We start from the raw sequence: 26,443 nt of genomic DNA, 5'->3' as shown, positions 1-26,443 counted from the left end.
GCGAGGCGCGCATGGTGGCGGACCGGAGGCAGGCCGAGTCGCTCGCCGTTCGAGGCGACAAACCGCCCCGGGACAGCCGCGTCACGAGGCCGGAAGCAACGCCGCTGCCGACCGTGCCCGGCGCGCTCGCGCCGCTCCCGGGAGGCCCGACAGCAAACTCGTCGCGCGCGGACAACGCCCTCACGCGGTTCTGGCGCTCGTTTTTCAGCTTCAAGATGCCACGGCGGCTGAAGTTCACCCGCGAAGGAAAATACTTCGTGGGCATCACGCTCGGCGTGGGCTTCGCGGCGATCAACACGGGCAACAACCTGCTGTACCTGCTGCTCGGGATGCTGCTCTCGTTGATGGTCGTGTCGAGCGTGATGAGCGAGCTGTCGCTGCGGACGCTGACCGTGACGCGAAGGCTGCCAACGCGGGCGCAGGTGGGCCGGGCGCACCTCGTGGAGATCGAGGTCTACAACCACAAGAAGCGCATCCCCTCGTACGCGATCGAGGTCGAGGATCTGCGCGCCGGGCAGCCCGCGGACAAACGCTGCTTTTTCCTGAAGATCAGCCCGTCGAGCGCGCAGGTCGCCGCCTACCGGCGCACGCCCGCGCGCCGCGGCCGCGATCGGCATACGGGCTTCCGCATCGCGACGCGTTTTCCTTTCGGGCTCTTCGAGAAATCCCGCGAGGTCGCGGCCGACGGGGAGCTCGTGATCTACCCGGCCGTCGATCCGGTGCGCCTTCCGCCCGAGGATCGGGGCCGCGCGCTCGGCGGCGTGGGCACGGCGGGGCGCGGGACGAGCGACGAGACGTACGCGCTCCGGCCGATGCGCGAGGGGGACGATCCGCGCGACATCTACTGGCGGAAGAGCGCGATCACGAACCAGATGGTGCTGCGCGAGCGGGCGCGCGAGACGCGGCCCGACGTGCGGCTCGTGATCGACGTGGTGCGGCCGAAGGGCTCGGGCGACGTGTTCGCGCAGCAGTTCGAGAAGCGGATCCGCGAGGTGGCCTCGCGCGCCGTGGCCCACATCAAGCGCGGCGACGGCGTCGTGGTGGCGACGAACCTCGGCGAGGAGGCGCGCGGCGACAGGAACATCGGCTCCGATCGGATCCTCCGGTTCCTCGCGCTGCTCGACGCCGTCGATGAGGAGTGGGTGCAGGAGATCCAGGAGCGCCGCGGGCTCGCGCGGGGCGGGCCTTCGCGGACGAGCGGAGGGCACGCATGAGGTTCGGGCTCGTTCACCGGGTGATGACCGACGCGCTCGCGGTGCTCGGCATCCTCGCGCTCCTCGCGAGCGGGCAGTTCGGGCCCTGGGTGAGCGGCTCGCTCATCGGTGGGCTCGTTATCGCACTTCTGATCCGCGACGTCTGGGAGAAGTACCCGGCGCTCAAGCACTTCGACGCGATCACGCTGATCGGCGTGCTCGCGCTGCAGATCGGGCGGTTGCTCTTCGACCCGAACGCGAACGTGCTCGACGTGGTGATCGAGTTCGCCGCGGCGCTGCAGATCATCCGGCTCGCGACGCGCAAGGGCGCGGCGCACGACCAGCAGGTGATCGTGCTCGCGCTCCTGCACCTAATCTCGGGCACGGTGCTCGGCGGGGGCCTCGGCTACGGGCTCTGCTTCCTCGGCGTGATCATCGTGGCGCCGGGCGCGCTCGTGCTGAGCCACCTCCGGCGCGAGGTCGAGGGCAACTACCGGCAAGGCGCGCGTGATCGCACGGGCTTGCCCGTCGACGTGCCGCGCATCCTGCGCTCGCGCCGCGTCGTCGGCCGCACGTTCCTCGGCGTGACGTGCCTGCTCTCGGTGCCGATCTTCGTGTTCACGGCGCTGCTCTTCGTGCTCTTTCCGCGCGTCGGGCTCTCGCTCCTGCTGCTGAACCGCGGGCACTCGGGCCGCGTGATCGGGTTCTCGGGACGCGTCGACCTCGGCGAGGTGGGCGTGCTCCGCAGCGACCCGACGCTCGTCATGCGCATCGAGATGCCGAACCTGCCGGATCCGCCGCCCGCGCGGATCCCGCTGCACCTGCGCGGCGCGGCGCTCGACGCGTACGACGGGCGCACGTGGACGCAGAGCGAGTCGTGGAAGCGCGCGGCCGAGACCGAGGCGGGCATCGTCCCGATCGACGACCGCTGGCCCGACTCCGCGCTCGATCCGGTGATGCGGATCGACCTCGAGCCGATCGACCCGCCCGTGATGTTCCTGCCGCCGTACGCCTCGGGCCTGCGGCTGCGGACGCGCGCGACGGTGGCGCCCGAGCCGCAGGCGATGGCCTTCAAGGGCCCCGAGGGCGAGCTCCGCTACCAGCCCATCGACGACCGCGGCATCAAGTACGACGTCTTCCTCTCGCGCAAGAAGACCCCATCGTTCCGCAAGCTGCCGAGCGGCGAGCGCTGGAAGTACCTCACGCTGCCGCGGAACATGTCGACGCGGATCCGCGATCTCGCCGCGGAGTGGACGAAGGAATCGACGAACCCGCTCGACCGGGCCCGCGCGATCGAAAATCATTTGAGGACGGACTATCGGTACGACCTCGCCTCGCCGTCCGGCAAGGACCCGCAGCCGCTCGACCACTTCCTGTTCGAGTCGAAGCGCGGGCACTGCGAGTTCTACTCGACCGCGATGGCCATCATGCTGCGCACGCTCGACGTGCCGACGCGCAACGTGACGGGCTTCGTCGGCGGCAGCTACAACCGCTTCGGCCGGTTCTACGCCGTGCGCCAGGGCGACGCGCACTCGTGGGTCGAGGCGTGGATCGACGAATACGGCTGGCTCACGTTCGACCCGACCCCGCCCGCCGACGCCGCGCCGAAGAGCGAGATCGTCGGCGTCTGGGCCTACCTGCGCGACCTGATCGAGGCGACGAGCCAGCGCTGGGATCGGCACGTGGTGAGCTACGACCTGAGCCAGCAGGTGGGGCTCTTGAACAGCCTCACCTCGCGCTACCGCCGCGGCGGGTCGAAGGGCACGGACGGGCCGCGAGGCCGCGCGGGCCTCCTCGTCGCGGCAGCGATCGTCGCGACGGCCGGCGGCGCGGCGCTCTGGATGCGGCGGAAGAAACAACGCGCGGCCGCGGCCTCGCGCGGGGCGGATCCTCGCTCGGCGAGCGCGGTGCTCGCGACGTCGCTGTACGAGCTCCTCGACGCGGCGATGGGCGCGCGGGGCGTGGGCCGTTCGCCGAGCGTGCCGCCGCTCCGGCATGCGCAAGCGCTCGTGTCGATGTCGCATCCGCTCGCGGAGGAGATCCTCGATCTCACCGAGATCTACATCGCAGCGCGGTTCGGAGGCGTGACGATCTCCGACGAGGATCGGCGGAGCTTCGAGCGGCGCGTGAAGTCGATCCGTCAGCCCGAGCGGCCGAGCCAGCAGGCCGTGACGTCACCCGCGTCCTGAGAGGATCGTCGCGTCAGGGCGCGCGGGACGCCGAGATCCCCGGCCGGCGCGGCGCGCGCGCGTTGGCGGCGACCATCATCGCCTTCGCCAGGATCACGTGCTTGATCGAGGCGCCCGTCAGGCCCACCTCGCCCGGCGCGAGGCGACCGACCTCGTCGAGGAACGCTTGCGCCGCGTCGTGCTCGCCGAGCATCGAGAGCACCGCGCTCTGGTCCCGCAGGGTCCCCGCCACCACCGTCGACGTCGCCGTGTCCGGCACGATCGGCGCGGCGATCGCGGCCATCACACGCCGGATCGGCTGGAGCGAGGCGGTCGTCGAGAGCTTGCGGTCCGAAGGCCCGAGCGGTTGCGGCGCATACTCCAGCCAGCATCCATCCACCGTGAGGTGCGAGACGAGCCGACGCGGCCAGCTCCGCTCGATCTCCGCGTGCAGCGGCCGCACGTCGGCGAGCTTCGAGAGCGCGTACTCGCTCGGCTGCCCGGCAAGCGCATAATCCCGCAGGAGCGGCTCGATCTCCGGATCCACCGCGAGCAGGCTGAGCGCCACGCGCCCGCGGTGCAGGAGCCGCTCCGGGACAATCAACACGTCGGGCCGCTCGCCGCGCAAGAGCCGCGCCGCCCAGAGCCGGAACGCGAGCGCCGGCGAGCGCACGAGGATCGCCGAGCTCGGCTCCAGCCGGCCGAGCGCGCCGTCCGTCCACTCCTCGGCCGCGAGCTGCTTGCCACGATCCGCGACGTAGCCGGCTTCCTCCGAGGAGAGCGCGACGAGCGTCACGTGAAAGACCACGACGAGCACCGCGCCGCTCTTCGCCATCGGCAAGCGCAGCTCGAGCAGCTTGTGCGTCACCGCGCAGACGCCGAGCGCCGAGCACACGGCGAGCGCGGCCACGGCGAGCGCGCGGACCGGCGTCATCGGATCGGCGTACAACGCGGCGAAGGCACGCGCTGGGATCAGCGTGTCAAACGCAACGAACGCGACGAGCGGCGCGACGAGCCCACGCGCGCCGGGCGCGAGGAGCGAGACGATGGCCCCGCCGAGCGCAATCAGGAGCGACGCCACGCCGACCTCACGCGCCCACGCCGCGAGGCTCGAGAGCCGCGGCCCGGCCACGTCGAAGCCCGTCAGATCCGCGGCCGAGAGCGCGCGACCCACATCGGCAAACGCCCGCGGCGCGAGCGGCCGGACCACGAGCGGCACGAGCAACAGGAGCGCGACGACCGCCATCGACGCGAACGAGACGGCGACGAGCTTGCGCGATGGGATCGGCGACGGCTCGATCCCCGCCGTGTTGCCGAACGGGAGCCGCTCGGCGATCGGCGTCGCGAGCACGGCAAAAACCGCAGCGAACGCGGCGGGCGGGCTCTCCGCGAGGGTCGCACCCGCCAGCGCGCCAAAGAGCACGGCGCCGCGCACCGCGAGCGCGCCTTCCGCGCGCAGCGCCGAGGTCCCCGCGAGCAGCGTCCCCAGCGCGAGCGCGACGGCGATCATCGCGCCGCCACCGACCGTCGCCTCGCGTTGAAAGACCGGCGAGAGCGCGGCCGTCAGCGTCCCGAGCGCCGCGAGCGCCGAGGCGAGCGTCGGCCCGGCGCCGTGTGCCCGCAAGAGACGCCGCGCGAGGCCAAAGAGCAGGATCGACGCAACGCCCAGCGCGATCGCCCCGCCGAGCGCGGCCCGAAACGTCCGCGGGCCGAGCGGGAGCAGCCCGAGCGCCTGCGTCAGCGGCGTCGACGCGCCGCCTCCGACGCCGACCGCGAGCAGCCCGAGATCGCGCAGCGCTGGTAAATCATCTCTCCACTGCCCGCTGCCCGCGGCCCTCGTGAGCGCGAGCCCGAACGGCAACGCCACGGCCACGAAGCGCAGGGCGCGCTCGTGCCATGCGAGGCGGGTCTCGACGGGCGCGGGGGACGAACGAGGCTTCGGCACGGGTCTCTCGTGCCAGGGACCACCGGAGACGGCCAAGTTTCGGGCCGCCGCGCCCCGCTTCGGCCGTCCGTTCGGCGGAGCCGTACGATTTACGGTTTTTCGCTGCGCGAATCTCCGTCGGCCCGAGTTAGGCTGGCGCCGCCCAACATGGCAAGCGCGGCGCGTGTCCTGGTCATCGACGACAGCCCGACCATTCTGAAGGTCGTCAGCGCCATCCTGGCCCGCAACGGCTACGAGCCTACCACCGCCCGCGACGGCGTGGCGGGGCTCGAGCTCATCCGAAAAGGCCCGAAGTTCGACCTCGTCCTGCTCGACTTCGTGATGCCGCGGATGAACGGCTACCAGTTCTGCCGCGAGCTCCGATCGGACGCGACGCACCGCACCTTGCCCGTCGTGCTGATGAGCGCCAAGGGCGACAAGATCCGCGGCACGTTCGTCCAGCAAACGGGCGCCGTCGACGCGATCACGAAACCTTTCGACGCGCGCGCGCTCGTCACCGTGGTCGAGGGCGCGCTCGCCAAGACCGCCGAGGGCCGCTCGCCACGCCCCGTCCCCGAGGGCCAGAAGATGCCCGAGGAGGAGGTGCTGCCGGTCGAGAGCATGCGCCCGAGCATGCACATCCGCCACGCACGGCAGCGCGCCAGCGTGGAGTTCGCGCAGCAGGTCGCGAACGCCGTCGTCCCCGCGATCCTCGCCATCTCGCCCGAGGACCGCGCGAGCGAGGCCGCCGTCATGGCCGCCGTCGCGCGCGCGATGACGCCCGACATCCTCGCCTCGCTCTCGCTCACGGTGAAGGACCTCGACCCGGGAGACGGCGTGCGCGAGGCGATGAGCGGTGACCTCTCGGTCGTCGCGCTCGCCGAGATCCTCCAGGTGCTCGGCATGCAGCGCCAGACGGGCGTCCTGCACGTCACGAACAACCGCACGTCGATCACGATCTCCATGCGGCAGGGGCAGATCGACTTCGTGCAGTCGCGCGGCGCGACCGAAGAGTACCGCCTCGGCCGCTACTTCTTGGAGAAGGGCGCGCTCTCGCGGGACCAACTCGACACGCTCCTCGCCGATCTCCGCGGCTCGAACAAGCTGCTCGGCGAAGAGGTCGTGGCCCGCGGCATCGTCACGCGTGAGGAGCTCGTCGACATCCTGACCAAGCAGTCGAGCGAGCTCATCTACGACATGCTCCGCTGGCCGTATGGCCGCTTCTCCTTCACGAAGGAGCCGTTCCGCCCCGAGGCCGACATGGCGAAGCTCACCCTCGGCGTGAGCGCGCTCGTCCTCGAAGGCTTCCGCCGCGTCGACGAGTGGCGGCTCATGGAGGGCACGATCCACTTCGATCAGGTGCCCGTGATCGATCCGTTTGCGCTCGAAGGACTTTCGCCCGGCCAGCTCGCGCGGCCCGAGCGGCTCGTGCTCGACGCGGTGAACGGGCAGCGCACGGTGAGCGAGGTCGTCAAGGAGAGCACCGTCGGCTCCTTCGACGCGGTGAAGATCATCTACCAGTTCTTGCAGTCGCGCGTCCTTCGTACGAGGTAGGCGTGTGCGACGCGGGGGCGTGCTCGTGAGGGTCTCGGTCGCGAAGGACGGACGCTTCGTGCTCGTGCCGGCAGAGGTCGTGCGCGGCGTCTTCGTGCTCCCCTCGATCACGCCCGTCGAGGGCCTGCGCAAGCCTGCCGCGGGCGTCGCGCTCGCGAACGGCGAGGTCGTCACGGTCCTCTGCATCGACGAGGAGGGGCTCTCGCCGTCGTCGCAAAACGAGCGCACGACGGCCGTCCTCTGTGACCTCGGCGGCGAGCCCGTCGCCATCGTGGGCCGCGCGATCGAGTCGTCGGGGCTCTTCGAGGTGGCGCGAGACGGGTTCGTGCGCGCGGGCGAGACGGACGCCGCGATCCTCGACGTCTCGGCCCTCCGTCGCGAGGCCGAGGAGGCGATCTGGACGGCGCGCACGGCGGTGCTTCGTTCGCCGGAGGTCGCGTCGTGAGCGCGCCGCGCAGGCGGAGGTGGATCGACGTGCTCCGGCGCGCGGCCGAGCCCGCGAGCGCGACCGAAACGCCCGCGGACATCGACACGGCGCTCTGGTCGGCGCACGGCGAAGCGCAACGCGCCGTGACCGAGGCGGCCGAGGGCGCGCCGCGCCTGATGGACGCTGTCACGCGGCAACGCGCCTCGGTCGAGGGCGTCTCCGAGCGCGCTGGCGCGATGGCCGCGCACGCCGAGGGCCTCACGCTCGCGGCCACACGCGTCGCCGATCTGTTCGAGCGCCTCAGCGTGATCGCGCTGAACGCGGGCCTCGAAGGCGCGCGCACGCCGGAGCCCCAAGGCAAGGCGCTGCTCCTCGTCTCCGAGGAGATCCGCACGCACGCCGCGCGCGGGGCCGATGCCACGCGCGACCTCGTCGCGGTCGTCGAGGAGATGGCCGCCGAGACGAGCCTGCTCCGCGGCGAACTCACGAGCGTCCTCATGGCCGCCGACGAGACGGGCGGCTCCGCGCGCACGCTCGGCGAAGCCGCTGTCCGCGCGGGCGTCGCGCTCGTCGACGTCGAGAAGCACCTGCGCCGCGCCACGGGCATCGATCCCGAGGTCGCGCGGGCCGTCGCGCTCGCGGCCGAGCATGCGCGCGGCCTCCTCTCGGCGCTCTCCACGCTCCGCGCCACCACCCCTGCGCGCCCGCTCCTGCTCGGCGCGCTCCGCCCCGTGCTCGCGCCTCTCTCGCGTTTGCTCGGCGAGCTCGGGGACGAAGGTCGTGCAGGAGAAGCCTCGCCCGGATCGCCGCAGGGCGACGACGGTGGGGCCTCGTCGTGACGGCGGATCGAGAGATCACCCGCCTCCTCCTCGAAGAGATCCTGCGCCATGCCCCTGCGCTCGACGGCGACGCGCTCGACGACGCCCCGCGACGCGCGATCCACGCGCTGAAAGGATCGGCCGGCGTCGCGGGCGAGCGCGCGCTCTTCGACGCGCTCGCGCGGCTCGAACGACGCCTCGTCGACGGCGACGCCACGGCCCTCGGCGACGCGCGCGCGGTCCTCTCCATCGCGGGCGACGCCCTCGCCGCGGGCCGCCCCATCCCGGCGCCTGCCTGGCCCGAGCCTCCGTGGGATCTCCGCGGACGCCCGGCGCCGCCTGAAAAACGCGCGCGTTATGCGGCGGAAATGAGCGATCGCCTCGCGCGGGTCGACGAGCTCCTCGCGGGCGAGCTCCCCGAGCCGCACGCCATCGCCGGCATCTTCCGCGAGGTGCACGCCATGAAGGCCGCCGCGCTCGCGGCCGGCGACGACGCCACCGCGTGGTTCTGCCATGGCCTCGAAGATCGCGCGCGCGACGCGAGCCGCAGCGACGTCGAGGCGCGCCGGGCCATCGGCGAGATCGCGCGCTGGCGGGGCCTGCTCGGCGAGCTCGTCGCCGCGCCCGATCGTGCGGTCGAAGTCCTCCGCCGCCTCGCGTACGGCGCTCGTTCGAGCTCGCAGCCCCCGCCCTCCTACAGCACGCCCGAGCCGCCTCCGCACAGCACCCCCGAGCCCTCGCTCGATCCTCGCGCCGCGCGCCTCTCCGGCGACACCCTCCGCGTCTCCACCGCCGCTCTCGATCGCCTCCTCGATCGTGTCCGCTCCCTCGAACGCGCCGAATCCGCCATCGCCGCGGCCGGCCGTGAGCTCGGCGTCCTCGCCACCCGCGCGCGTCGTGTCCGCAGCTCCCTCGCCGAAACCCGCGGCCCCCACGACGCCCTCCCTCGCCGCACGAAACGCCTCCGCAAGGCCACCGCTGCCGTCGCGGCCCTCTCCGACGCCCTCGACGCCGAGGCGTCCACGCTCCTCGGCATCGCCGAGCGCTCGCGCTTCGAGGCGGCCTCTGCGCATGCCGACATCGCGCTCATGCGCACCACCACCGTCGCGACCCTCTTCGACCGTGTCGTCTCCGCGGCGATCGCGCAGGCCCGCAGGCTCGGCCGGGACGTCCGTGTCCTCGCGCGTGGCGGCGAGACCCTCATCGATCGCCGCGTCGCCGAGGGCCTCTTCGACCCGCTCCTCCAGCTCGTCCAGAACGCCATCGTCCACGGCATCGAGCCCGAGACCACGCGCGCGCATCACGGCAAACCTCCCGCCGGCCGCGTCGAGATCCTCGCCGAGCAGCGCGGCGCCTCGCTCCGCATCGTCGTGCGGGACGACGGCGCAGGTGTCGACATCGAGCGCGTGCGTTCACGCGCCGTCTCACGTGGCGCCATCGCCTCCGCGCGTGCTGTCACGGCCGATCACAAAGCGCTCCTCGGCTTCCTCTTCGTCCCGGGCTTCACCTTGCGCGAAAGCGTCGACCTCCTCGCGGGCCGTGGCCTCGGCCTTGGCCTCGTGCGTGAGTCCGTGCGCCGTCTCGGCGGCACCGTGCGCCTCGCGAGCCGACCTTCCGAGGGCCTCACCGCCACCCTCGACGTCCCGCTCGAGCGTGGCCTCGTGCGTGTCTTGTGGGTCCGCGCGGGCGAGGCCGTTTATGCGATCCCGGCGCGCCTCGTTCGACGGATCGCCTTTGGCGCCGACCTCCCGAACACGCTCGCGTTCCCGCTCGCGGCTTGCGTGCGTGGGCTCGGCGCGCTCGAGACCGGCGAGGCGCTTGGCCCCGACGATGGACCTTCGTACCTCCTCGAGCTTGATCCGGGCCGCGAGGACGAGCCTTCCTTCTTCGTCTCGGTCACGTCCGTCGGCGAGATCGAGGAGACCTCGCTCCATGCGGCTCCGCCGCTCGTCGCGCTCGCGGGCCCGTACAACGGCGCGATCGTGCGAGGCGACGCCGTGCGCTTGTGCCTCGACGTCCACGCGCTGGCGGAGCTCGTGTACCTGGTGCAGGGACGGCGCGCGCCCTGACGCGCTCTTCGTTCCTGGTTCCTGTTCGTGGCTGGCGGAGAGAGAGGGATTCGAACCCTCGGATCAGTTTCCCGATCGCACGCTTAGCAAGCGTGTGCCTTAAGCCACTCGGCCATCTCTCCAGCCTCCAGACGACGCATCCATCGGCCGCGACCCTTGGGTCGGACGGCCTGGGACGCACGCCCAAAGCGCCACCGAGGTAGCACGGCTCCTCCTCCCGAGCCAACCCCAAACGGGAAGGGCTGCACGTTTCACGATGCTTTTTGTCCCGGCGGGGGCTTCGCGTCAGCGCGCGGCCCTCGGCGCCCGGCCGCGGAGGATCAACGAGAGGAGCGCCTTGACGTCGCGGTGCGCCTCGATCGGGTGCCGCAGCGGCTTGTCCGGATGCACCTCGTACAGGTTCCGCCGCCCCACCCGCTCTCGTGTCACGAACCCCTCCCCTTCCAGGTCCGTCACGATCCGTTGCACCGCGCGCTCCGTGATCCCCACCCGCTCGGCCACGTCGCGCAGCCGCACCTCCGGATCCTCGGCCAGACAGAACAGCACGTGCGCGTGGTTCGTCAGGAATGTCCACCCCGGCGCTTCTTCGGGTGGGGCCACGCGACGCCTCGACGGCGCACGGGCCGCGCTCCCCGACACGCGACGTTCGTTTCGTGATTTCTTGATCATGCACGACCGGCGCTCGCCATCGGGCGCGGCGCCCCCCGCGCGTGGAATGGTAAGTCATGAATCGGCGCGACGCCCATCACCTCCGCGCGCTGCGCGTGCCCTCTCGCCTTCGCATGTCCCCTTCCCTACGGAGACGTCGAAAAGACTTCCGTTCCGCGACGCGCCCGGGCTCTACTCGAACCCGGGCCGCCTGGGAGGTGCCGCATGGCCGATCGCAAGGACATGCCTCATGTGGTGATCGTCGGTGGTGGATTCGGCGGGCTCAACGCCGCCATGTCGCTCGCGGGCGCGCCCGTCCGCGTCACGCTCGTCGACCGCACGAACCACCACCTCTTCCAGCCCTTGCTCTACCAGGTCGCGACCGCGGGCCTCTCGCCGGCCGACATCGCGGTCCCCATCCGCTCGGTCTTCTCGCGCCAGCGGAACGTCCGTGTCCTCCTCGCCGAGGCGAACGGCGTCGACCTCCCGGGCAAGCGCCTTTTGCTCGACAAGGGCGAGCTCCGCTACGATTACCTCGTCCTCGCCGTTGGCGCGACGCACAACTTCTTTGGCCACGACGAGTGGGGCACGCACGCGCTCGGCCTGAAGACGCTCGACGAGGCGCTCCGCATTCGCGAGCGAATGCTCCTCGCGTTCGAGGGCGCCGAGCGCACGACCGACCCTGAGGCGCGCAAGCGCCTTTTGACCTTCGTCGTCATTGGCGGCGGCCCCACGGGCGTCGAAATGGCTGGCGCCTTCTCCGAGCTCGCCACGCACGTCCTCTCCAAGGATTTTCGCGCCATCGACCCCTCCCAGGCCCGCGTCGTCCTCGTCGAGGCCGGCCCGCGTATCCTCGCGGCGTTCCCCGAGGACCTCGGAAAACGCGCCGAGGCCCAGCTCGCCTCCCTCGGCGTCACCGTCGAAAAAGGAAGGCCCGTCGCGCGCATCGACGACGATGGCATTGCGTTCGGGGATGGCGAGCGTATCGACGCCGCCACCGTCGTCTGGGCGGCGGGCGTCCGCGGCACCAAGCTCTCGCGTGCGCTCGGCGTCGAGCTCGACCGCGGCGGCCGGGTCAAGGTCTCCTCCGATTGCTCCCTCCCGGACCACCCCGAGGTCTTCGCGATCGGCGACATGGCCGCTTGTCGCGACAAGAACGGCGTCGACGTCCCCGGCCTCTGCCCTGCGGCCATTCAACAAGGCCAATACGTCGCGCGCACCATTCGCGCCGAGATCCGGGGAAAACCGCGCGAGCCTTTTGCGTACCTCGACAAGGGCACGATGGCCACCGTCGGCCGCAAGCGCGCCATTGCGATGATGGGAAAACTGGAGCTCGCGGGCTTCCTCGCCTGGCTCGCGTGGATGGCCGTCCACGTCTTCTTCCTGATCGGCTTCAAGAACCGCTTCCTCGTCATGTTCAACTGGATCTGGCAATACTTCACGTGGAAGCGCGGCGCGCGGCTCATCACCACGCATACCGGCGTCGAGCCGCAGCTCTTGCTCGCCGCCGCGCCCGACGGGCCCGTGCCTTCTTTGCGCACGACCGACGCGGCCCCGAAGCCGGCTCCGACGCGCTGACGGCACGTCCTGGGCGTCCGCGACGCGCGGAAACGACGCTCCCCTCCCCTCTCTTCGCGACCCCTCCAGGTCTCCAGGTCTCCTCACCGCCTGGAGTTTCGCCGCAATGACGCAGCCTTGATGACCGCGGAATCGGCTTGATAGCCGAGCCTCCACGGCTAGATTGTATCTGTATGAATTGACGCGGGGTCTGGCGGACCGGTGCGTCGCGGACGCGCGTGCGCCGCGAATCCGCGCACGACGTGGCCGCGCCTCATCGATCGAACCGAGCCGCGCGAGCTTCCGCGTCCCTTATGGCACGTGCATGGGGGGACGTGCCGTCACGCACGGCGCGCCTCCGTCACGCTCTTGGCAATCGTCTTCACGGAAGCGAGGTATCATTTCCATGAATCGAAGAAATGGCTTCCATTACGCGACGGGATTCTTCACCGCGATGATCCTGGCCGGCTGCATGGATTTCGGCGGCCACGGCGAGGACCTGGAGGCGTCCCGGGACAACCTGGTCGCGCCGCCGGTGACCTGCCCGGATCGCGACTTGGATGGAATCTGCGACAACGTCGACAACTGCCCGGATGACGAAAATCCAGACCAGAGAGACACCGACGGCAACGGCCTCGGCGACGCCTGTGATTGTCCGGACATCGACGGCGATTTCATCTGCGATTTCGCGGATAACTGCCCCGCTTGGAAAAACCCCGACCAGAACGACACCGACGGCGACGGCATCGGCGACGCCTGCGATTCGGCCTGCCCCGACATCGACGGCGATAAGATCTGCAACGACGTCGACAACTGCCCGGAGTGGGGAAACCCCTTCCAGGAGGACACCGACGGCGACGGCATCGGCGACGCCTGCGAATGCCCCGACGCCGACAAGGACACGGTCTGCGACCCCGACGACAACTGCCCGCACCACCCGAACCTGGGCCAGGAGGACGTAGACCTCGACGGCCTCGGTGACGCGTGCGACGCCTGCGCCGACGGGGACGGCGATCTCGTCTGCGATATCGATGATATTTGTCCAGCCGTCCCGAACCCCGATCAGCTCGACACCGATGGCGACGGCATCGGCGACGTTTGCGAAGAGCTTCCGCCTCCGCCTCCCCCGCCTCCTTGCTCGGACGTCGACGGCGATCTCGTCTGCGACATCGACGACAATTGCGTCGACATCCCGAATCCCGATCAGCTCGACGCCGATGGCGACGGCATCGGCGACGTTTGCGAAGAGCTTCCGCCTCCGCCTCCCCCGCCTCCTTGCTCGGACGTCGACGGCGACCTCGTCTGCGACATCGACGACAATTGCGTCGACATCCCGAACCCCGATCAGCTCGATGGGGACCTCGACGGCATTGGCGACGCCTGCGAACTGCCCCCGCCTCCGCCTCCCCCGCCTCCTTGCTCGGACGTCGACGGCGATCTCGTCTGCGACATCGACGACAATTGCGTCGACATCCCGAACCCCGATCAGCTCGATGGGGATCTCGACGGTTTCGGCGACGCGTGTGATTGCATCGACAAGGACCGTGACTTCATCTGCGACGTGGACGATTTCTGCCCGTTCACCGTCGTCCCGGAGCTGACCGTGCCAGCCGTCTCGCTCTGGTTCAACCGCTATGCCCTCGTCGACGGGGACCCCGTCTTCGACACGGGCGGCGTGAAGGGCCAACCCGCGCCGCGCCTCTACACCCTCGAGGACACCCGCGGCTGCTCGTGCGAGCAGATCATCGCAGCGCTCAACCTCGGCCAGGGAATGCTCGACCATGGTTGCAGCATCAGCACCATGGAATTCTGGATTTCCCAGGTGAACGAATAGCTGGTCGTATGCCGCGCGCGCTCGTCTGGTCACTCCACTGACCACCGCCCGCTCCCTGACGCGGCTCCCCTTCCCGATTCTCCATACAATCATTCGAGCGACGGGATAACCTCCGGCGTTCGCGACGCCCGCGCCCTTTCGCCGACGGAGCAGATTCGTCGCGGCTTTGCGCCATTCCATCCTCGCCTCGACCTCCCGATTTCTTCTTGATGACCACCCCTCCGTGATGAATAGTGCGGCACGAATTCGACGCGGGTGATGGTTTTGACCTTCACTGTACCTGCGTCGCGCGTTTGTCCCGTGCAGCGGGGTGAGCAGCGCACTTGTATGCCGGCTGCGCACGAAAAGAGGGGTGTGTTTCGCATGAAACAAAAGAATGCCTTCTACTCCTTGGCTGCCGTCTTGACGACGCTCATCGCGGTGGGCTGCATGGACGCCGCGACCCCTGAAGACGAGGCGCAGGAACTCTGGACGGCCGAAGGTCGTCTGGACTGCGCGGACGTCGACTACGATTACGTGTGCGCGCCTTACGACAACTGCCCGTACGTGGCGAACGCGAACCAGGCGGACATCGATTACGACAAGGTCGGCGACGTCTGCGATAACTGCAAGCACACGCAGAACCCTTACCAGGAGGACGCCGATTACGACAAGGTCGGCGACGCTTGCGACAACTGCCCGTACGTCGCAAACGCGGACCAGGCGGACACCGACTACGACGGCATCGGCGACGCCTGCGACAACTGCCCAGGCACGGCGAACAAGGACCAGTACGACGTTGATTACGACGGCATCGGCGACGTCTGTGACAACTGCGTATACGTGGCGAACCCCGCGCAGAGGGACGCCGACTACGACGGCATCGGCAACGCCTGCGAGTACGGCTGCACGGGCGACAGCGACTACGACGGCGTCTGCAACAACGTCGACGAGTGTCCCTACACGACGTACGACACGGCGCCCGGCGGCCTGAACCCGAACCACTCCATCTGGACAGGCACGAGCGGCCAGATGTTCGAGATCGGCCCACCGAACGGACCTGGCTTCGACTTCTCCATCAAGGACACCGCGGGCTGCTCCTGTGCGCAGATCATCAAGGCGCTCGGCCTCGGCGCTGGCCACACGAGGTTCGGCTGCAGCCCGAGCGCCATGCAGACCTGGATCGGGTCCGTCTACTGACGCGCTCTCGATCCCGCTGAATCAACGCGCGGGGCTTAGAACCGCCCCGCGCTCCCGCGCCGTGAGCGCGATCCTCCCGAGCTGCGCCACGTTCGGCGGCCCGCCGACGTCGTCGAAATGCGTCACCCAGCGCCACTCCTCGAATTCGTCGTTCGGGTGCACCTCGTCCGTGTCCACGTCGGCCACGAACACGAAATTCAGGTGAATCCCCTTGCTCCCGGCCGGGTGCTCCTCGTAGCCGATGAACCCCGGCGGCGTCCCGTCGACGTCGCTCACCACGGGAAAACGACCGACGAGCCCCGTCTCTTCGCGCAGCTCGCGCGCGGCCGCTTCGAGCGGCGTCTCGTCGGGCAGCATCTCCCCGCCCGGCGGCAGCCAGATCCCGAGCCGCCGGTGGCGGATCATGAGAATGCGGCCTTCAAACCGCGGATACACGGCGACGGAAAATGCGCGGCGGGTCATTCGTTCGTCCTCCCCTTCATTTTCCGTGCACGACCGTCGCGGCGCAATGCCCTTCGAGCACCGGTTTTCCCCCGGAGAGCGCTCGCTCGACGCACGCCTTCACCTTCGGGCTGCCCGCTGCTTGCACCTCGGTCACCTTCCCGCCGCGCGCCTTCCATACCACGCGCGTCTCCGTCCCGGCGGGCGCGCACGCGTCGAGCGCTTTTTTCTGCGGCGACATCCACGCCGTCACCAGCACCGCCCCGAGCAGCGCCATTCCACCCCCCTCGGTCTTGCACTGAATGTCCTTCGCCATCAGCCCGTCCGCTTCGAGCTGCCCGATCGACAGGTTCGCGCCCGGCACGTCCGACGCCGCGGCTTTGCCGTCCGCCGGTGACGAGGGTTTTTCCTCGGTCGTCGGGGATGCCTTGGGGCTCGGTTTCTCTTCGCTCGCTGCGGGGCTCTCGCCGGGCTCCGGCCCGTGATCGGCCTCGGGCGGCGGGGGCGGCGCGTCTTCACGCTCCGCGGCGCCACTCGACGGCGCGAACTCCGGCGGCGGAGACGACGCGCTCTCACCGCCGCAGGCGGGGAACAAACAACCAGCAACGACCAAAACGATCCCAGGGGCTCGGAAATTCATGAGGGCGTCCGCAGCCTACCAGCCCATGCCATGATGGGGCCATGAGAATGACCCTTGTCCTTCCTTCGCTCCTCCTCGCCCTTGCGGCGTCGACCACGACGAGCACCCCGGCGCGCGCCGACGACGCCCCCGACGTCGACGTCGACGACCTGCGCACCTTCAAACGCCGCCGTTTTCCGCTCCTGCCCACCGCCGGCCTCGTCCTCGGCCCGAGCTTCGGCGCGCCGACGACGCGCTTCTTCGGCGGCGCCTGGCTCGGCGCGGCCCACTACCCCATGTCGGGCCCCCATACGTTTTTCTGGTCCCTCGCGGGGGCCCTCGAAGTCCAAAGCGCCGGCGACGAGATCGCCTTGCCTTGGGGCGTCGACCTCCGCCTCGGCTCCGCCTGGTTCAGCACGACGCGCCGTTATCTCCTCCAAGGCACCGTCTACCTCCTCGGCGGCTACCGCTTCGCCTCGGCCCTCGACAGCGGCTCGGCGCGGTTCGGCATCGGCGCCTCCTCCCCGGCGTTTTTCCTGGGCGCAGTACGGACGATCTTCTTCCCGGTCCCCTCCACGCTGGAGCTCGTCGGCGTCCTGCCCCGCGACGCGCCCGCGCGGTTCGAGCTCCGCTTCGGCTGGTCTTACTGAAAACGCCCGAGGCTTCGCCACGGACATGCGAGCACGCTTCTGCTCGATGCAAAGTGGTTCCCGCCCGCCATGGCTCCAGGTAAGCTCTTCGCTGGAGAACCTTCATGATCGTAAGAACCTCGCGCACTTTTTCGTTGATCCGGTCGTTCCTTTCGGGCTCGGGTGTCGTCTCTTTGACGGCTCTTTTGCTCGCGCTCCCCATCGTCTCCGCGTGTGGGGATGGCTCGAGTGGTGCGGGGGGCTCGGGCGCCGCCGGCGCTTCGGGCGGCGCGGGTGGCATGGGAGGCTCCGGCGGCGTGGGCGGCGAGGGCGGCATGGGCGGCGGTCCCCCGGCCGATCCTTGCGAATGGCCGCATGACGTCGTGGTCGAGGTCGCCGACGCGGCCGCCTTGACGGACGCGCTCTCCAAGGCTGCGCCCGGCCAGCTCATCCGCCTCGCGCCGGGCACCTATGCGGACACGTTCGACCTGGAGCTCGTGAGCGGAACCGCGGACAAACCCATCGTGGTCTGCGGCCCGCGCGACGCGATCCTCGATACGAGCGCCATGTCCTCGAACACCGGCCTCCGCTTGCTCCAGGTGAACCATTGGGTCGTCTCGGGCATCACGATCATGGGTGGCCGCAAGGGCATCTACGTCGATGGATCGAGCGACAACATCCTCTCGAACCTCTTCGTGCACGACGTCGGAGAAATGGCCATTCAGCTACGCAATGGGGCCAGCCGCAACACGATCCAGTATTGCGAAATCACGAACACGGGCCTCAGCGTGCCGGACTCGGCGGAGGGCGTCTACGTGGGCAGCGACGACAGCGCCTGGCCGTCTCCGGACATGCCGGACGCCTGCGACGGCACGAAAATCCTCTGGAACAAGTTCGGCCCCGGGATCCAGACCGAGCACGTCGACCTCAAGGAGGGCACGCAGGGCGGCGAGATCCGCGGAAATACCTTTGACGGCGAGGGCCTCACGCCCGACGGCTCGGAGGACGCGTGGGTGGCCGTCACGGGCAACAAGTACCTCTTCGCGGAGAACATCGGCGACAAGAGCCCGAAGGACGGCTTCGTCGTGCGCCAGGCGACGATGGGCTGGGGCAACGACAACGTATTCGAGAAGAACACGGCCAATGGCATCAACAACCCGAACCTCGGCATCAACGTCGGACCTGGCACGACGGGCACGATCGTGAAATGCGATAACAAGATCACCGGCACGGGCATGCTCACGAACATCGAATGCACGAATTGAGGCGCGCCGCGCCCATTTCGACGCCCCTCCCCGGCCCGGCTCGCTTCATCGCTCTCTGCGGGATCCTCCTTGCGCCGATCGAGCGAGCCGGGTAAAACCCTCGCCGAGACGTCCCCGTCATGAAGGCGAAACACCTGCGCATCCGGATCGAGCAATGCTTGGCCCTCGCCAAGGCGTCGAACTGCCCCCGCCGCAAGTTCGGCGCCCTCCTGCTCGACCCCGACCGCAACGTCATCCTGATGGACGGCTACAACGGCGGCCCGCGCGGCGGCGGCGACCTCTGCGGCGGCGACGTGTGCCTGCGCGACAGCATGCAGATCCCAAGCGGCACGCGCATGGAGATCGGCTGCCACCACGCCGAGATGAACGTCGTCTGCAACGCCGCCGCGAGCGGCGTGGCCACGCGGGGCGCCTGGATCATCGTCACGGGCGAGCCGTGCATCCTGTGCGCCAAGCTCATCCACCACGCGGGCATCACGAAGGTCATCGTGGTGGCCGAGGGGTATGCGGGCGAGAACGGCGTGGAGTATTTGACCCGCCATGGAATCGTCGTGGAAACGACGGAGGGCCCGAAAGATCCGCGCCTCTTGGGCGCGGCCGAGGGCGAGGGCGGCCCCGCTTGACGGGCCGTTGACGGCCGCGCGGCCGGGGCCCTTCGCCGCATTGCGACACACGGATCCCCCGTGATACGGTCCGCGCATGTTCGCTCGCTCGCTTCGCCTCGTTGGGGTCCTTCCTGCCGCACCGCTCCTCGGGCTCCTCGCCTGCGGGGGCGCGCCGCCTGCGCCCCTGCCCTCGCCGCAATCGTCGGTCGCCAAGACCAACCCGACCCCGCCACCGACCCCGGCGACCCCTTGCGATACCGCGGACGCGCTCCGAAAGAAGGTCCCCGCGCTCCTCGGCAAAGGAAAACTCGACCGCGCCGCGCGCGTATTGGCGCGCGTGCGCGAGCTCTGCCCCGAGCCGGCCCCGGAGGTGCTGGCCGAGGATCTGACGACGAGCGCCGAGCTCGCCGTCGAGCTTTCCGATTTCATGTCCGCGTACACGCTCGCGGCGAAGCTGCTCCGCATCCCCGGCGTGAGCGACGCCCATAAGCAGCGGTGGAAGACGGCCCGCGCGGCGGCCGACAAAGCCGAAAAGAAGCTCGCGTCCCTGTCCGCGCCCGACATCACGAAGGTCGCGCTGCCGCTCGTCGTGCAAGCCGATTCCCTCGCAGCCAAGGGCGACGAGGCCTCGCTCCGCGCCGCCCGCGAGGCGTACCTCGGCGCCTTCGCGGCGCATCCGAATGGCCAGGCCGCGCTCGGCGCGGCCCTCGTGACGCGCAGGCTCGGCGACGCGGTCGAGGCTCAGAAACTCTTTGATCGTACCTTGGGCCTGCTCGCCAGGACCGAAAAACGAACGCCGGTGGCAGTCCTGCCAAACCATTCCCTCCTCCCACGCTCGCTCGATTGGTCGAGCGACGGCCGCTACCTCACGTTTTCGCAAAGCGAGGACGGCGTCGATACCGAGTTCTCTCTCTTCGACGCGGAGACGGGCCGCGAGCACCTTCACCTCTACCGGTCCGCGACCTTGTGGGATCCGATCGCCCTGTCGAACGACGGCAAGCTCCTCGGCGTGAAGACCTCCGGGACCGGGTTTTTCCTCGACGTCTCGTCACGCCTCGTCGTCCGCGAGTTCGACCACTTCCCCAGCGCCAAAGACGGCTCCTTCTTTTCTCCCGACCTCACGCGCCTCGTCTTTTTGGAGGACAACACTCCCTTCGTCCTCGATGTCAGCGCGCCGTCGTCGTCGAAAATCCCGATCAAGGACGGTTTGCCGGGTGAGGACGAGGCAACGTGGCCCACCGGCAACCAGCGTCTCTCACCGGACGGCAAGACGCTCGCCATTCTCTACAGCGACGATAAGGTCCGCCTTTGCGACATCGAAAAGCGCCGGGTCTCCGCGACCCTCTCCCCGAACGGGGCCATCTGGCGTATGGCCTTTTCGCGGGATGGGAAAACCTTCGCGACCGCCTCCGAGAAGAACGACGTGCAGATATGGGACACGCGCAGCGGGGCCGCGAAAAAGACGATTTCGTTCGGCGCGGACACCTACATCAGTACGCTCGCCCTCTCGCCGGATGGCTCCCTGTTCGCTACGGACTTCGTCAGAGAAGTCTCCGTGTGGGATGCAAAAACAGGGTCTGTCCAGACAAAACTCGAAGAATTCGAGTATGGCGGAGACCTTGCCTTCTCGCCCGACGGCCGCCGCCTCGCGACCACCTGCGTGTCCGGTCCGGTCTGCGTGGTCGACGCGACGAACGGCGCCCTCGTGAAGAAGATCGCCTTGAAGGACGAAGGCCTCCGCTCCGTTTTGATCTCCCCCGACGGGAAGACCCTATTCGCGCAGCCCTATGACGACACGTTGCGGGTCCTCGACCTCGAAAAAGGAACGCTGCTCCGCACCTCGTCGCTCCCCGACGACCTGGGCCGCATCACATTGTCAGGGAACGGAAAGCTCCTCGGCGCGGCTGGTAACCGCATGCGTGTCTGGAACGCGCAAACGGGCGCCACGGTCCGCGAGGAAAAACTCAAAGACTCCCCCTGGGACTTCGCCCTGTCACCCGATGGCTCCTGGGCTGCCGTCGGCGCGGGAGACGCGATCCTCCTCTTCTCGCTCACGACGACGAACGCGCCGGCGCGCCCTCTCCTCGGGCACACCGGCCCGGTCGAGGCTCTCGCGTTCTCCCCCGACGGAAAACGCCTCGCCTCCGGATCGAGGGACAAGAGCGTGCGGATATGGGACGTCGCCGCGGGCACCGAAACATTCCACTTGCCGGGACACGGCAACGCTGTGACGGCCGTCGCGTTCTCCCCCGACGGAAACCTCCTCGCCTCGGGCTCCGACGACAAGTCCGCGCGGGTATGGGATGCGGCAACGGGTACGTCTCGCCAAACGTTCCTGGACAAGCACGCGAGCATCACGGAAAGCGTCAAAGACATCGCGTTCTCCCCCGATGGCAAACATCTCGCCGTCGGGGGGTCCCGCAATACCCTCCGGCTCTGGGATCTCGCGACCGGCGAGCCACGCGCCATGCAGAAGCCGGGCGCGAGCCTCGATTCCCTGGCTTTCACGCCCGACGGTGAATGGCTCGTCACGAGCTGGCACAACGGCACGATCCTCTTTCAGCGCCCCACGGGCGAGGGCCCGACCGCCTCGATTCACTTCCTCGCCCAAGAGGACGTCGCCACCGTCCTCGACGGCGAAGGTCACGTCGACTTCTTCGGCAAAAACCCCTGCGCCGCCCGCGCCCGCCTCCAATGCCGCGCCGGCCGCTTCGGAATGCCGTTCGAACTCTGCGAGGAGCGCGCGTTCACGAGCGGCCTCTTCGCCAGGATCCTCGCCGGAAAGCCCGCCGAAGGCGACCCCTCGCACGAGGACGATCCCCCGCGCTGCGCCCGCTGAACCGGTTCGTCCTGGCCCGGACTTTTCCTGTCACACCTCTCCAAACTCCCCCTCCCCACGTCGGCGTCCTTCTGGTACGGTCCGATGCATGGCTGTGGTCGTCACCGAGCAATCGATCGCCGAGTGGGCGCCGAACGAGAAGGTGCTCACCGACGCGAGAGCGCTCTTGCGGAAAGGCGCGCTGAAGAAGCTCGCCAAGAACGACGATGGGACCCTCGCCTTCGGCCACTGCGACGGCTCTGGAAGGACGCCTTATGCGGTCTCCATGGACCTCGCGACCGGAGCGGACAAACCCACCGTCCGATGCTCCTGCCCTTCGCGCCTCTTCCCTTGCAAGCACGGGCTCGCGCTCCTGCTCGCGTACGCGCAAAAAGGCGCGCTTTTCCCCGTCGAGGAGCCGCCGAAGGACCTCGTCCAGAAGCGCGAAAAGCAGGCGCAAAAGGCGGCCGCCGAAAAGAAGCCGGCTGCGACCGCTGCGGCCCCGCGCAGCGTGAACAAGACCGCGCTCGCGAAAAAAGCCAAGGAGCAGAGCGACGCCCTCGATACCCTGGAGACGTTCCTCGTCGACCTCGTCTCGGGCGGCCTGGGCGGCCTCTCCAGCAAGAGCATCGAGGCGATCGAGCACCAGGCGAAGCGCATGGCCGACGCGGACATGAAGCGCACGGCCGGCGTGCTCACGCGCCTCGCGGCGTACGTATCCGGCGATTGGCTCGGCGACGAGGACGACGAAGATGCCCCCGGCGTGCGGGACGTGGCGCGGGGCCTCGGCGAGGCGCAGGAGGCGCGCATCGCCTTCATGCTCACGCAGCTCTACACCACCGTTCGCCGCGGAAAGAAGGCGCTCGAAGGCAAATTCGTCGAGGAGGGCACGACGCAGAGCGAGGCCGACGCGCAGCTCGAATCGATCCTCGGCAAGGCCTGGCGATTGCCCGAACTCCGCGAGGCCGGCTACTGGGTCAAGAATCGAAGGTTCCTCGAGCTCGCGCACGAGCGCTCCGACGACGAGATCACCGAGTTCGCCACGGCGATCGGCTTTTTGGTCGACCTCGACGACGGCTCGGTCGTCTGCGAGGTAACTTCGCTGCCGTTCCACACCCTTCCTTTCACGAAGCTCCGCGCCTCGCGCATGGGCACGCTCGAAATCGCGGACGCCGCGCTGTACCCGGGCGACCTCGTGAACCGCCGCGTCCGCTGGGACGAAAAGGTCGAGGGCGTCGTGCGCGAGCGGCCGCGCGAGGCCGCCGATTACGAGGCCGTGCACCGCCACGGAAAACCGCTCGACCCGGTCCTGCGGGCGATGCGCAATCAGCTCAAGAACCCGCTCCACCCGCTCGACGCGGTGTTTCTGGTCGCGGCGAAGAAGTTCGGCGACGTGGGGGGCGAGCTCGTGCTCGAGGACGAGGCGGGCATGCGGCTCGTCCTCCGCAACACGCACGACGGCAGGCTCCCGAGCACCGACGCCCTTCGCCACGCGGCCGCGGCGTTCGGCCCGGGCACGCTCGCCGTCCGCCTCCAGTATGACCTCCTGACGCGCGCCATCTACGGCGACCCGCTCGCGCTCTTCGTGGGCGACGAGCACCTGCGCCTCCGCGCCTGATCGAAGGGGAACGACGATGGCCAAGGATACCCTGAAGCAGCTCGACCGTGACGTCGACCGCTGGCTTTTTGCCGGCGCGCAGATTGCTCGGACAGACCCGAACCTCGCCGGCGCGAGGGACACGCTCGCGCCGCTCGCCGCGCGCGCGCCTGCGCTCGGCAAGGTCACCGACCAGATCGAAAAACTCCAGATTGCCACGGGCAAGACCGCGGCGTCCGAGCTGCTCGCGCTCGCCTCGCTCATGGCGCAGGTGCGCGGCGCGCAGGCGACGCCAGCCCTGCCCGAGGCGGGCGGCGATATGCAGCCGCTCCCGCCGGCGCGGAAGATCGGCACGCCGCTCACGCCCACGGAGCTCCATACGCTCGTCGGCGCCCTGACGAACGCGCCGGATGCGCGCCAGCGCTCCCGCATCATCCGCGATTACGCGACGTCGGACCGCGGCGCGGCGCGGGACCTGCGCATCTTGCCGCTTGTCCTTCCGGCACTCTCGGACGGCGCCATCGCCGAGGTGGTCGTGCAATACCTCGTGCCGGCGCTCGGCGAGGCGATCGTGCCGAGCCTCCAAAGGCACCTCGACCTCGAAAAGGGCCGCGCGCTCGACGTGCGGCTGCTCCGCGCCATTGCGCAGATCGAGGGAGCGAAGGCCACGGGCATGCTCCGCGAGGCCATCGAAAAGGGCGGGCCGGAGATCCGCGCCGCGGCGATCGCCCAGCTCGGCCGGATCGATCCCCTCGCGGCCGAGCCCATCGCGATCGTGCTCTCGGACAAGGATCGGTCGAAGGACGTGCGCGTCGCGGCCGTGCATGCGCTCGCCGGGGCCCCGAGCGACGAGGCGCTCGACGTGCTCCTCCGCGCCTTCGGGGGCACGGCGGAAATGCGCTCGGCCGCCGAAAGCTCGCTCGCCGTGAGCAAGCACCCGCGCGCGAACGAGCGGATCCTTGCGCTCTTCACGCCCGAGCTCCGCGACCTCGGCCATTTCCGCATCAAGAAGACCACGACGAAAGAGGAAAAGGACGCGGCCGCGAAGGCGCAGAAAACCCATACGAACCAGATCGAACTCCTCGTCGACCTCGTCGATCTCCTCACGACACGCGGCACGGACGAGGGGGCGAACCTCGTGCTCGAAACGTTCCGCCACCACAAGGTCAAGGAAGTGCGCGACGCGGCGGCGCGCGCGCTCTTGCGGATCGGTTTTCCAGGCGCGTGGGAGGAGCTCATGCCGTCGCTCTACGACGCGCCCGATGCCACGCGGGACGATTTCGTCGTCGGCGTCATCGCCCTCGACGCGGCGAAGGCCCACGACCGCCTCGCGCGTTTCTTCGAGCCCGCGGCGCTCGCGCGGAAGAATGGCATCCATCTCGCGCAGAGCGTCCTCGCGCGGATCGCGAACCATTTCGTGGAGATTGAAGTGGGGGATGACGACACGCTGGGCAACACGGAAACGGCCGAGGCCATTGCGGCGATCAGAAAAGACGAGCGCTGGCTGGATCTCGGGGCCGCCATGCTCGAACAGGAGGGCCTGCGCGCCCCTGCGCTCACCCTGCTCTTGCATGCGAACTCGCCGAAGACGCTCGGCGATGAGCTCTCGATCTCGCGCCACGAGGGTCTGCCCAGCAACGAGGCCTTGCTCGTCTTCGAGTACCTCGGCAAGCAGCGGGATTCGCGCATCCTGCACGCGTTCCTTCGCCTCCTCGAGCCTTTGCACGGCAGCTACGAATATGGCCGCGCCTGCAACGTCATGCTCGCGTACGACGATCCGGCCCTGGCCCCGATGCTTCGGAGCTGGCTCGACGCGAAGCAAAAGAAGAAGCGTCTCTCACGCGCCGAGGCGACGCCGTTCGAGGAGTGCCTGCGCTTCCTCGAACGAGCCCGGACGGCGACGTCCACGGACGATTGACACGACAAACCACGGATCTTTCATCGAACGCACGGTCGGGGACAAGAGCATGGCGACGAAAAAGGACACCCAGAAGGCGGACGGCGGCGAGGGCTCTGTGAAATCGGACGTGCTCCGCGAGCCGGCGGAGCGGCTCTATGCGAGCGAGCTCGACGCGCTCGCGGCGGCCGACAAGTTCGAAAAACCCACGGGCTGGCGGCTCTCGCCGAAGGCCGTGCTCCTCTACATCATGGGCGGCAAGGTCGGCGAGACGAACATCACGCCGAAATACGTGGGCGCGCCGCGCATCGTGGAGATCGCGATCGCCACGCTCGCCACGGACCGCGCGCTCCTGCTCATCGGCGAGCCGGGCACGGCGAAGAGCTGGCTCTCGGAGCACCTCGCGGCGGCCATCTGCAATGACTCGCAGCTCCTCGTCCAGGGCACGGCGGGCACCACCGAGGAGCAGATTCGGTATACGTGGAATTACGCGCTCCTCCTCGCGGAGGGGCCGAGCCCGAAGGCGCTCGTGCCCTCACCCATTCACCGCGCGCTCGAAGCGGGCAAGCTCGTCCGATTCGAAGAAATCACGCGTTGCCCCTCGGAGGTGCAGGATGCGCTGATCACGCTTCTCAGCGAGAAGGTCCTCACCGTGCCCGAGCTTGGATTGCACGTGCAGGCGAAGCGTGGGTTCAACGTGATCGCCACGGCGAACACGCGCGACCGCGGCGTCAATGACATGAGCGCCGCCTTGAAGCGCCGCTTCAACATCGTCGTGCTCCCCGTGCCGAGCGACATCGACACCGAGGTCGCGATCGTGGCCCGCCGCGTCCGCGAGATTGGTTCGAGCCTGCAATTGCCCGCGGCGCCGCCGGCCGAGGAGGCCGTGCGCCGCGTGGTGCAGGTCTTCCAGGAGCTCCGGCGGGGCCAGACGATCGACGGCAAGCAAAAGCTGAAGAGCCCCTCGGGCGTCCTCTCCACGGCCGAGGCGATCTCGGTGCTCGGCAATGGAATGGCCCTCGCCGGCCATTTCGGCACCGGCCGCGTGAACGACCGCGACCTCGCCGCGGGCCTGCTCGGCGCGGTCGTCAAGGAGGACTCGAAGGACGCGGCGGTGTTCGTCGAGTACCTCGAAAACGTCATGAAGAAGCGCGGCGGCGCCTGGGAGTCGCTGTATATGGCCTGCAAGGAGCTTGTGTAG

General features: G+C 69.2%; 20 protein-coding genes and 1 tRNA gene. 16 read left to right on the top strand and 5 right to left on the bottom strand.

The genetic code is table 11. The annotated features are described in order from the left end of the window. Positions 1 to 11 precede the first annotated feature (11 nt). Both E8A74_RS00260 and E8A74_RS00255 read left to right on the top strand, forming a co-directional pair. Positions 12 to 1,214, top strand: a complete 1,203-nt coding sequence (locus E8A74_RS00260; protein ID WP_232379293.1) for a DUF58 domain-containing protein — start codon at positions 12 to 14, stop codon at positions 1,212 to 1,214. Further along, complete coding sequence (locus tag E8A74_RS00255) at positions 1,211 to 3,382, top strand: transglutaminase TgpA family protein (RefSeq protein WP_136926844.1); 2,172 nt, start codon at positions 1,211 to 1,213, stop codon at positions 3,380 to 3,382. The genes E8A74_RS00260 and E8A74_RS00255 overlap by 4 nt, the downstream gene beginning before the upstream one ends. Positions 3,383 to 3,395: 13 nt before the next feature. On the opposite strand, the gene E8A74_RS00250 is transcribed toward E8A74_RS00255, so the two are convergent. Continuing rightward, positions 3,396 to 5,306 (bottom strand): hypothetical protein, encoded by a 1,911-nt coding sequence (locus E8A74_RS00250; RefSeq protein ID WP_136926843.1) that lies wholly within the window; start codon positions 5,304 to 5,306, stop codon positions 3,396 to 3,398. Between the two features lie 147 nt (positions 5,307 to 5,453). Between E8A74_RS00250 and E8A74_RS00245 the strand changes: the two genes are divergently transcribed. Genes E8A74_RS00245 through E8A74_RS00230 form a run of 4 tightly spaced genes read left to right on the top strand, consistent with a single transcriptional unit; the run spans position 5,454 to position 10,153 of the window. Further along, positions 5,454 to 6,839 (top strand): DUF4388 domain-containing protein, encoded by a 1,386-nt coding sequence (locus E8A74_RS00245; protein WP_136926842.1) that lies wholly within the window; start codon positions 5,454 to 5,456, stop codon positions 6,837 to 6,839. A gap of 4 nt (positions 6,840 to 6,843) precedes the next feature. Then, positions 6,844 to 7,284 (top strand): chemotaxis protein CheW, encoded by a 441-nt coding sequence (locus tag E8A74_RS00240; protein WP_136926841.1) that lies wholly within the window; start codon positions 6,844 to 6,846, stop codon positions 7,282 to 7,284. After that, positions 7,281 to 8,105, top strand: a complete 825-nt coding sequence (locus E8A74_RS00235) for a hypothetical protein (RefSeq protein WP_136926840.1) — start codon at positions 7,281 to 7,283, stop codon at positions 8,103 to 8,105. The genes E8A74_RS00240 and E8A74_RS00235 overlap by 4 nt, the downstream gene beginning before the upstream one ends. Further along, entirely contained in the window at positions 8,102 to 10,153 is a 2,052-nt protein-coding gene (locus E8A74_RS00230; RefSeq protein ID WP_136926839.1) for an ATP-binding protein, read from the top strand. The genes E8A74_RS00235 and E8A74_RS00230 overlap by 4 nt, the downstream gene beginning before the upstream one ends. A gap of 32 nt (positions 10,154 to 10,185) precedes the next feature. Here E8A74_RS00230 and E8A74_RS00225 read toward each other — a convergent pair. Next, positions 10,186 to 10,275: transfer RNA gene (locus E8A74_RS00225), tRNA-Ser, on the bottom strand. Positions 10,276 to 10,438: 163 nt separating this feature from the next. Next, complete coding sequence (locus E8A74_RS00220) at positions 10,439 to 10,753, bottom strand: helix-turn-helix transcriptional regulator (protein ID WP_232379292.1); 315 nt, start codon at positions 10,751 to 10,753, stop codon at positions 10,439 to 10,441. Positions 10,754 to 11,026: 273 nt separating this feature from the next. On the opposite strand from E8A74_RS00220, the gene E8A74_RS00215 reads away from it, so the two are divergent. From E8A74_RS00215 to E8A74_RS00195, 3 genes are all read left to right on the top strand, one after another. Beyond that, complete coding sequence (locus E8A74_RS00215) at positions 11,027 to 12,379, top strand: NAD(P)/FAD-dependent oxidoreductase (protein WP_136926837.1); 1,353 nt, start codon at positions 11,027 to 11,029, stop codon at positions 12,377 to 12,379. Between the two features lie 385 nt (positions 12,380 to 12,764). Further along, on the top strand, positions 12,765 to 14,192 hold the full coding sequence (locus tag E8A74_RS53725) for a thrombospondin type 3 repeat-containing protein (RefSeq protein WP_232379291.1): 1,428 nt from the start codon (positions 12,765 to 12,767) through the stop codon (positions 14,190 to 14,192). A 363-nt stretch (positions 14,193 to 14,555) separates the two neighbouring features. Continuing rightward, entirely contained in the window at positions 14,556 to 15,371 is an 816-nt protein-coding gene (locus E8A74_RS00195) for a thrombospondin type 3 repeat-containing protein (RefSeq protein ID WP_211365255.1), read from the top strand. A 21-nt stretch (positions 15,372 to 15,392) separates the two neighbouring features. Here the strand turns inward: E8A74_RS00195 and E8A74_RS00190 are convergent, their stop codons facing one another. Together E8A74_RS00190 and E8A74_RS00185 are read right to left on the bottom strand one after the other, a co-directional pair. Continuing rightward, complete coding sequence (locus tag E8A74_RS00190; RefSeq protein WP_136926836.1) at positions 15,393 to 15,833, bottom strand: NUDIX domain-containing protein; 441 nt, start codon at positions 15,831 to 15,833, stop codon at positions 15,393 to 15,395. 16 nt (positions 15,834 to 15,849) lie between these two features. Next, on the bottom strand, positions 15,850 to 16,452 hold the full coding sequence (locus E8A74_RS00185; protein WP_136926835.1) for a hypothetical protein: 603 nt from the start codon (positions 16,450 to 16,452) through the stop codon (positions 15,850 to 15,852). A 41-nt stretch (positions 16,453 to 16,493) separates the two neighbouring features. Between E8A74_RS00185 and E8A74_RS00180 the strand changes: the two genes are divergently transcribed. The 7 genes from E8A74_RS00180 to E8A74_RS00150 all read left to right on the top strand — a co-directional run bounded on the left by E8A74_RS00180 (position 16,494) and on the right by E8A74_RS00150 (position 26,443). Then, on the top strand, positions 16,494 to 17,081 hold the full coding sequence (locus E8A74_RS00180) for a hypothetical protein (RefSeq protein ID WP_136926834.1): 588 nt from the start codon (positions 16,494 to 16,496) through the stop codon (positions 17,079 to 17,081). A 104-nt stretch (positions 17,082 to 17,185) separates the two neighbouring features. Continuing rightward, the gene (locus E8A74_RS53720; protein WP_211365254.1) at positions 17,186 to 18,325 is read left to right on the top strand and encodes a right-handed parallel beta-helix repeat-containing protein; all 1,140 of its coding nucleotides are present in this window, start codon (positions 17,186 to 17,188) and stop codon (positions 18,323 to 18,325) included. Between the two features lie 119 nt (positions 18,326 to 18,444). Further along, the gene (locus tag E8A74_RS00170) at positions 18,445 to 18,948 is read left to right on the top strand and encodes a deoxycytidylate deaminase (protein ID WP_136926832.1); all 504 of its coding nucleotides are present in this window, start codon (positions 18,445 to 18,447) and stop codon (positions 18,946 to 18,948) included. A 76-nt stretch (positions 18,949 to 19,024) separates the two neighbouring features. Further along, on the top strand, positions 19,025 to 21,769 hold the full coding sequence (locus E8A74_RS00165) for a WD40 repeat domain-containing protein (protein WP_136926831.1): 2,745 nt from the start codon (positions 19,025 to 19,027) through the stop codon (positions 21,767 to 21,769). 88 nt (positions 21,770 to 21,857) lie between these two features. After that, positions 21,858 to 23,366 (top strand): SWIM zinc finger family protein, encoded by a 1,509-nt coding sequence (locus E8A74_RS00160; RefSeq protein WP_136926830.1) that lies wholly within the window; start codon positions 21,858 to 21,860, stop codon positions 23,364 to 23,366. A gap of 16 nt (positions 23,367 to 23,382) precedes the next feature. Further along, positions 23,383 to 25,263: a HEAT repeat domain-containing protein gene (locus tag E8A74_RS00155; protein ID WP_136926829.1), complete on the top strand. Its 1,881-nt coding sequence runs from the start codon at positions 23,383 to 23,385 to the stop codon at positions 25,261 to 25,263. A gap of 49 nt (positions 25,264 to 25,312) precedes the next feature. Further along, positions 25,313 to 26,443 (top strand): AAA family ATPase, encoded by a 1,131-nt coding sequence (locus E8A74_RS00150; protein WP_136926828.1) that lies wholly within the window; start codon positions 25,313 to 25,315, stop codon positions 26,441 to 26,443.

It is taken from the genome of Polyangium fumosum (assembly GCF_005144585.1).
Lineage (GTDB): Bacteria > Myxococcota_A > Polyangia > Polyangiales > Polyangiaceae > Polyangium > Polyangium fumosum.
Note: the sequence above shows the minus strand (reverse complement) of the source record. Positions and strands in the feature narration are given on the sequence as shown.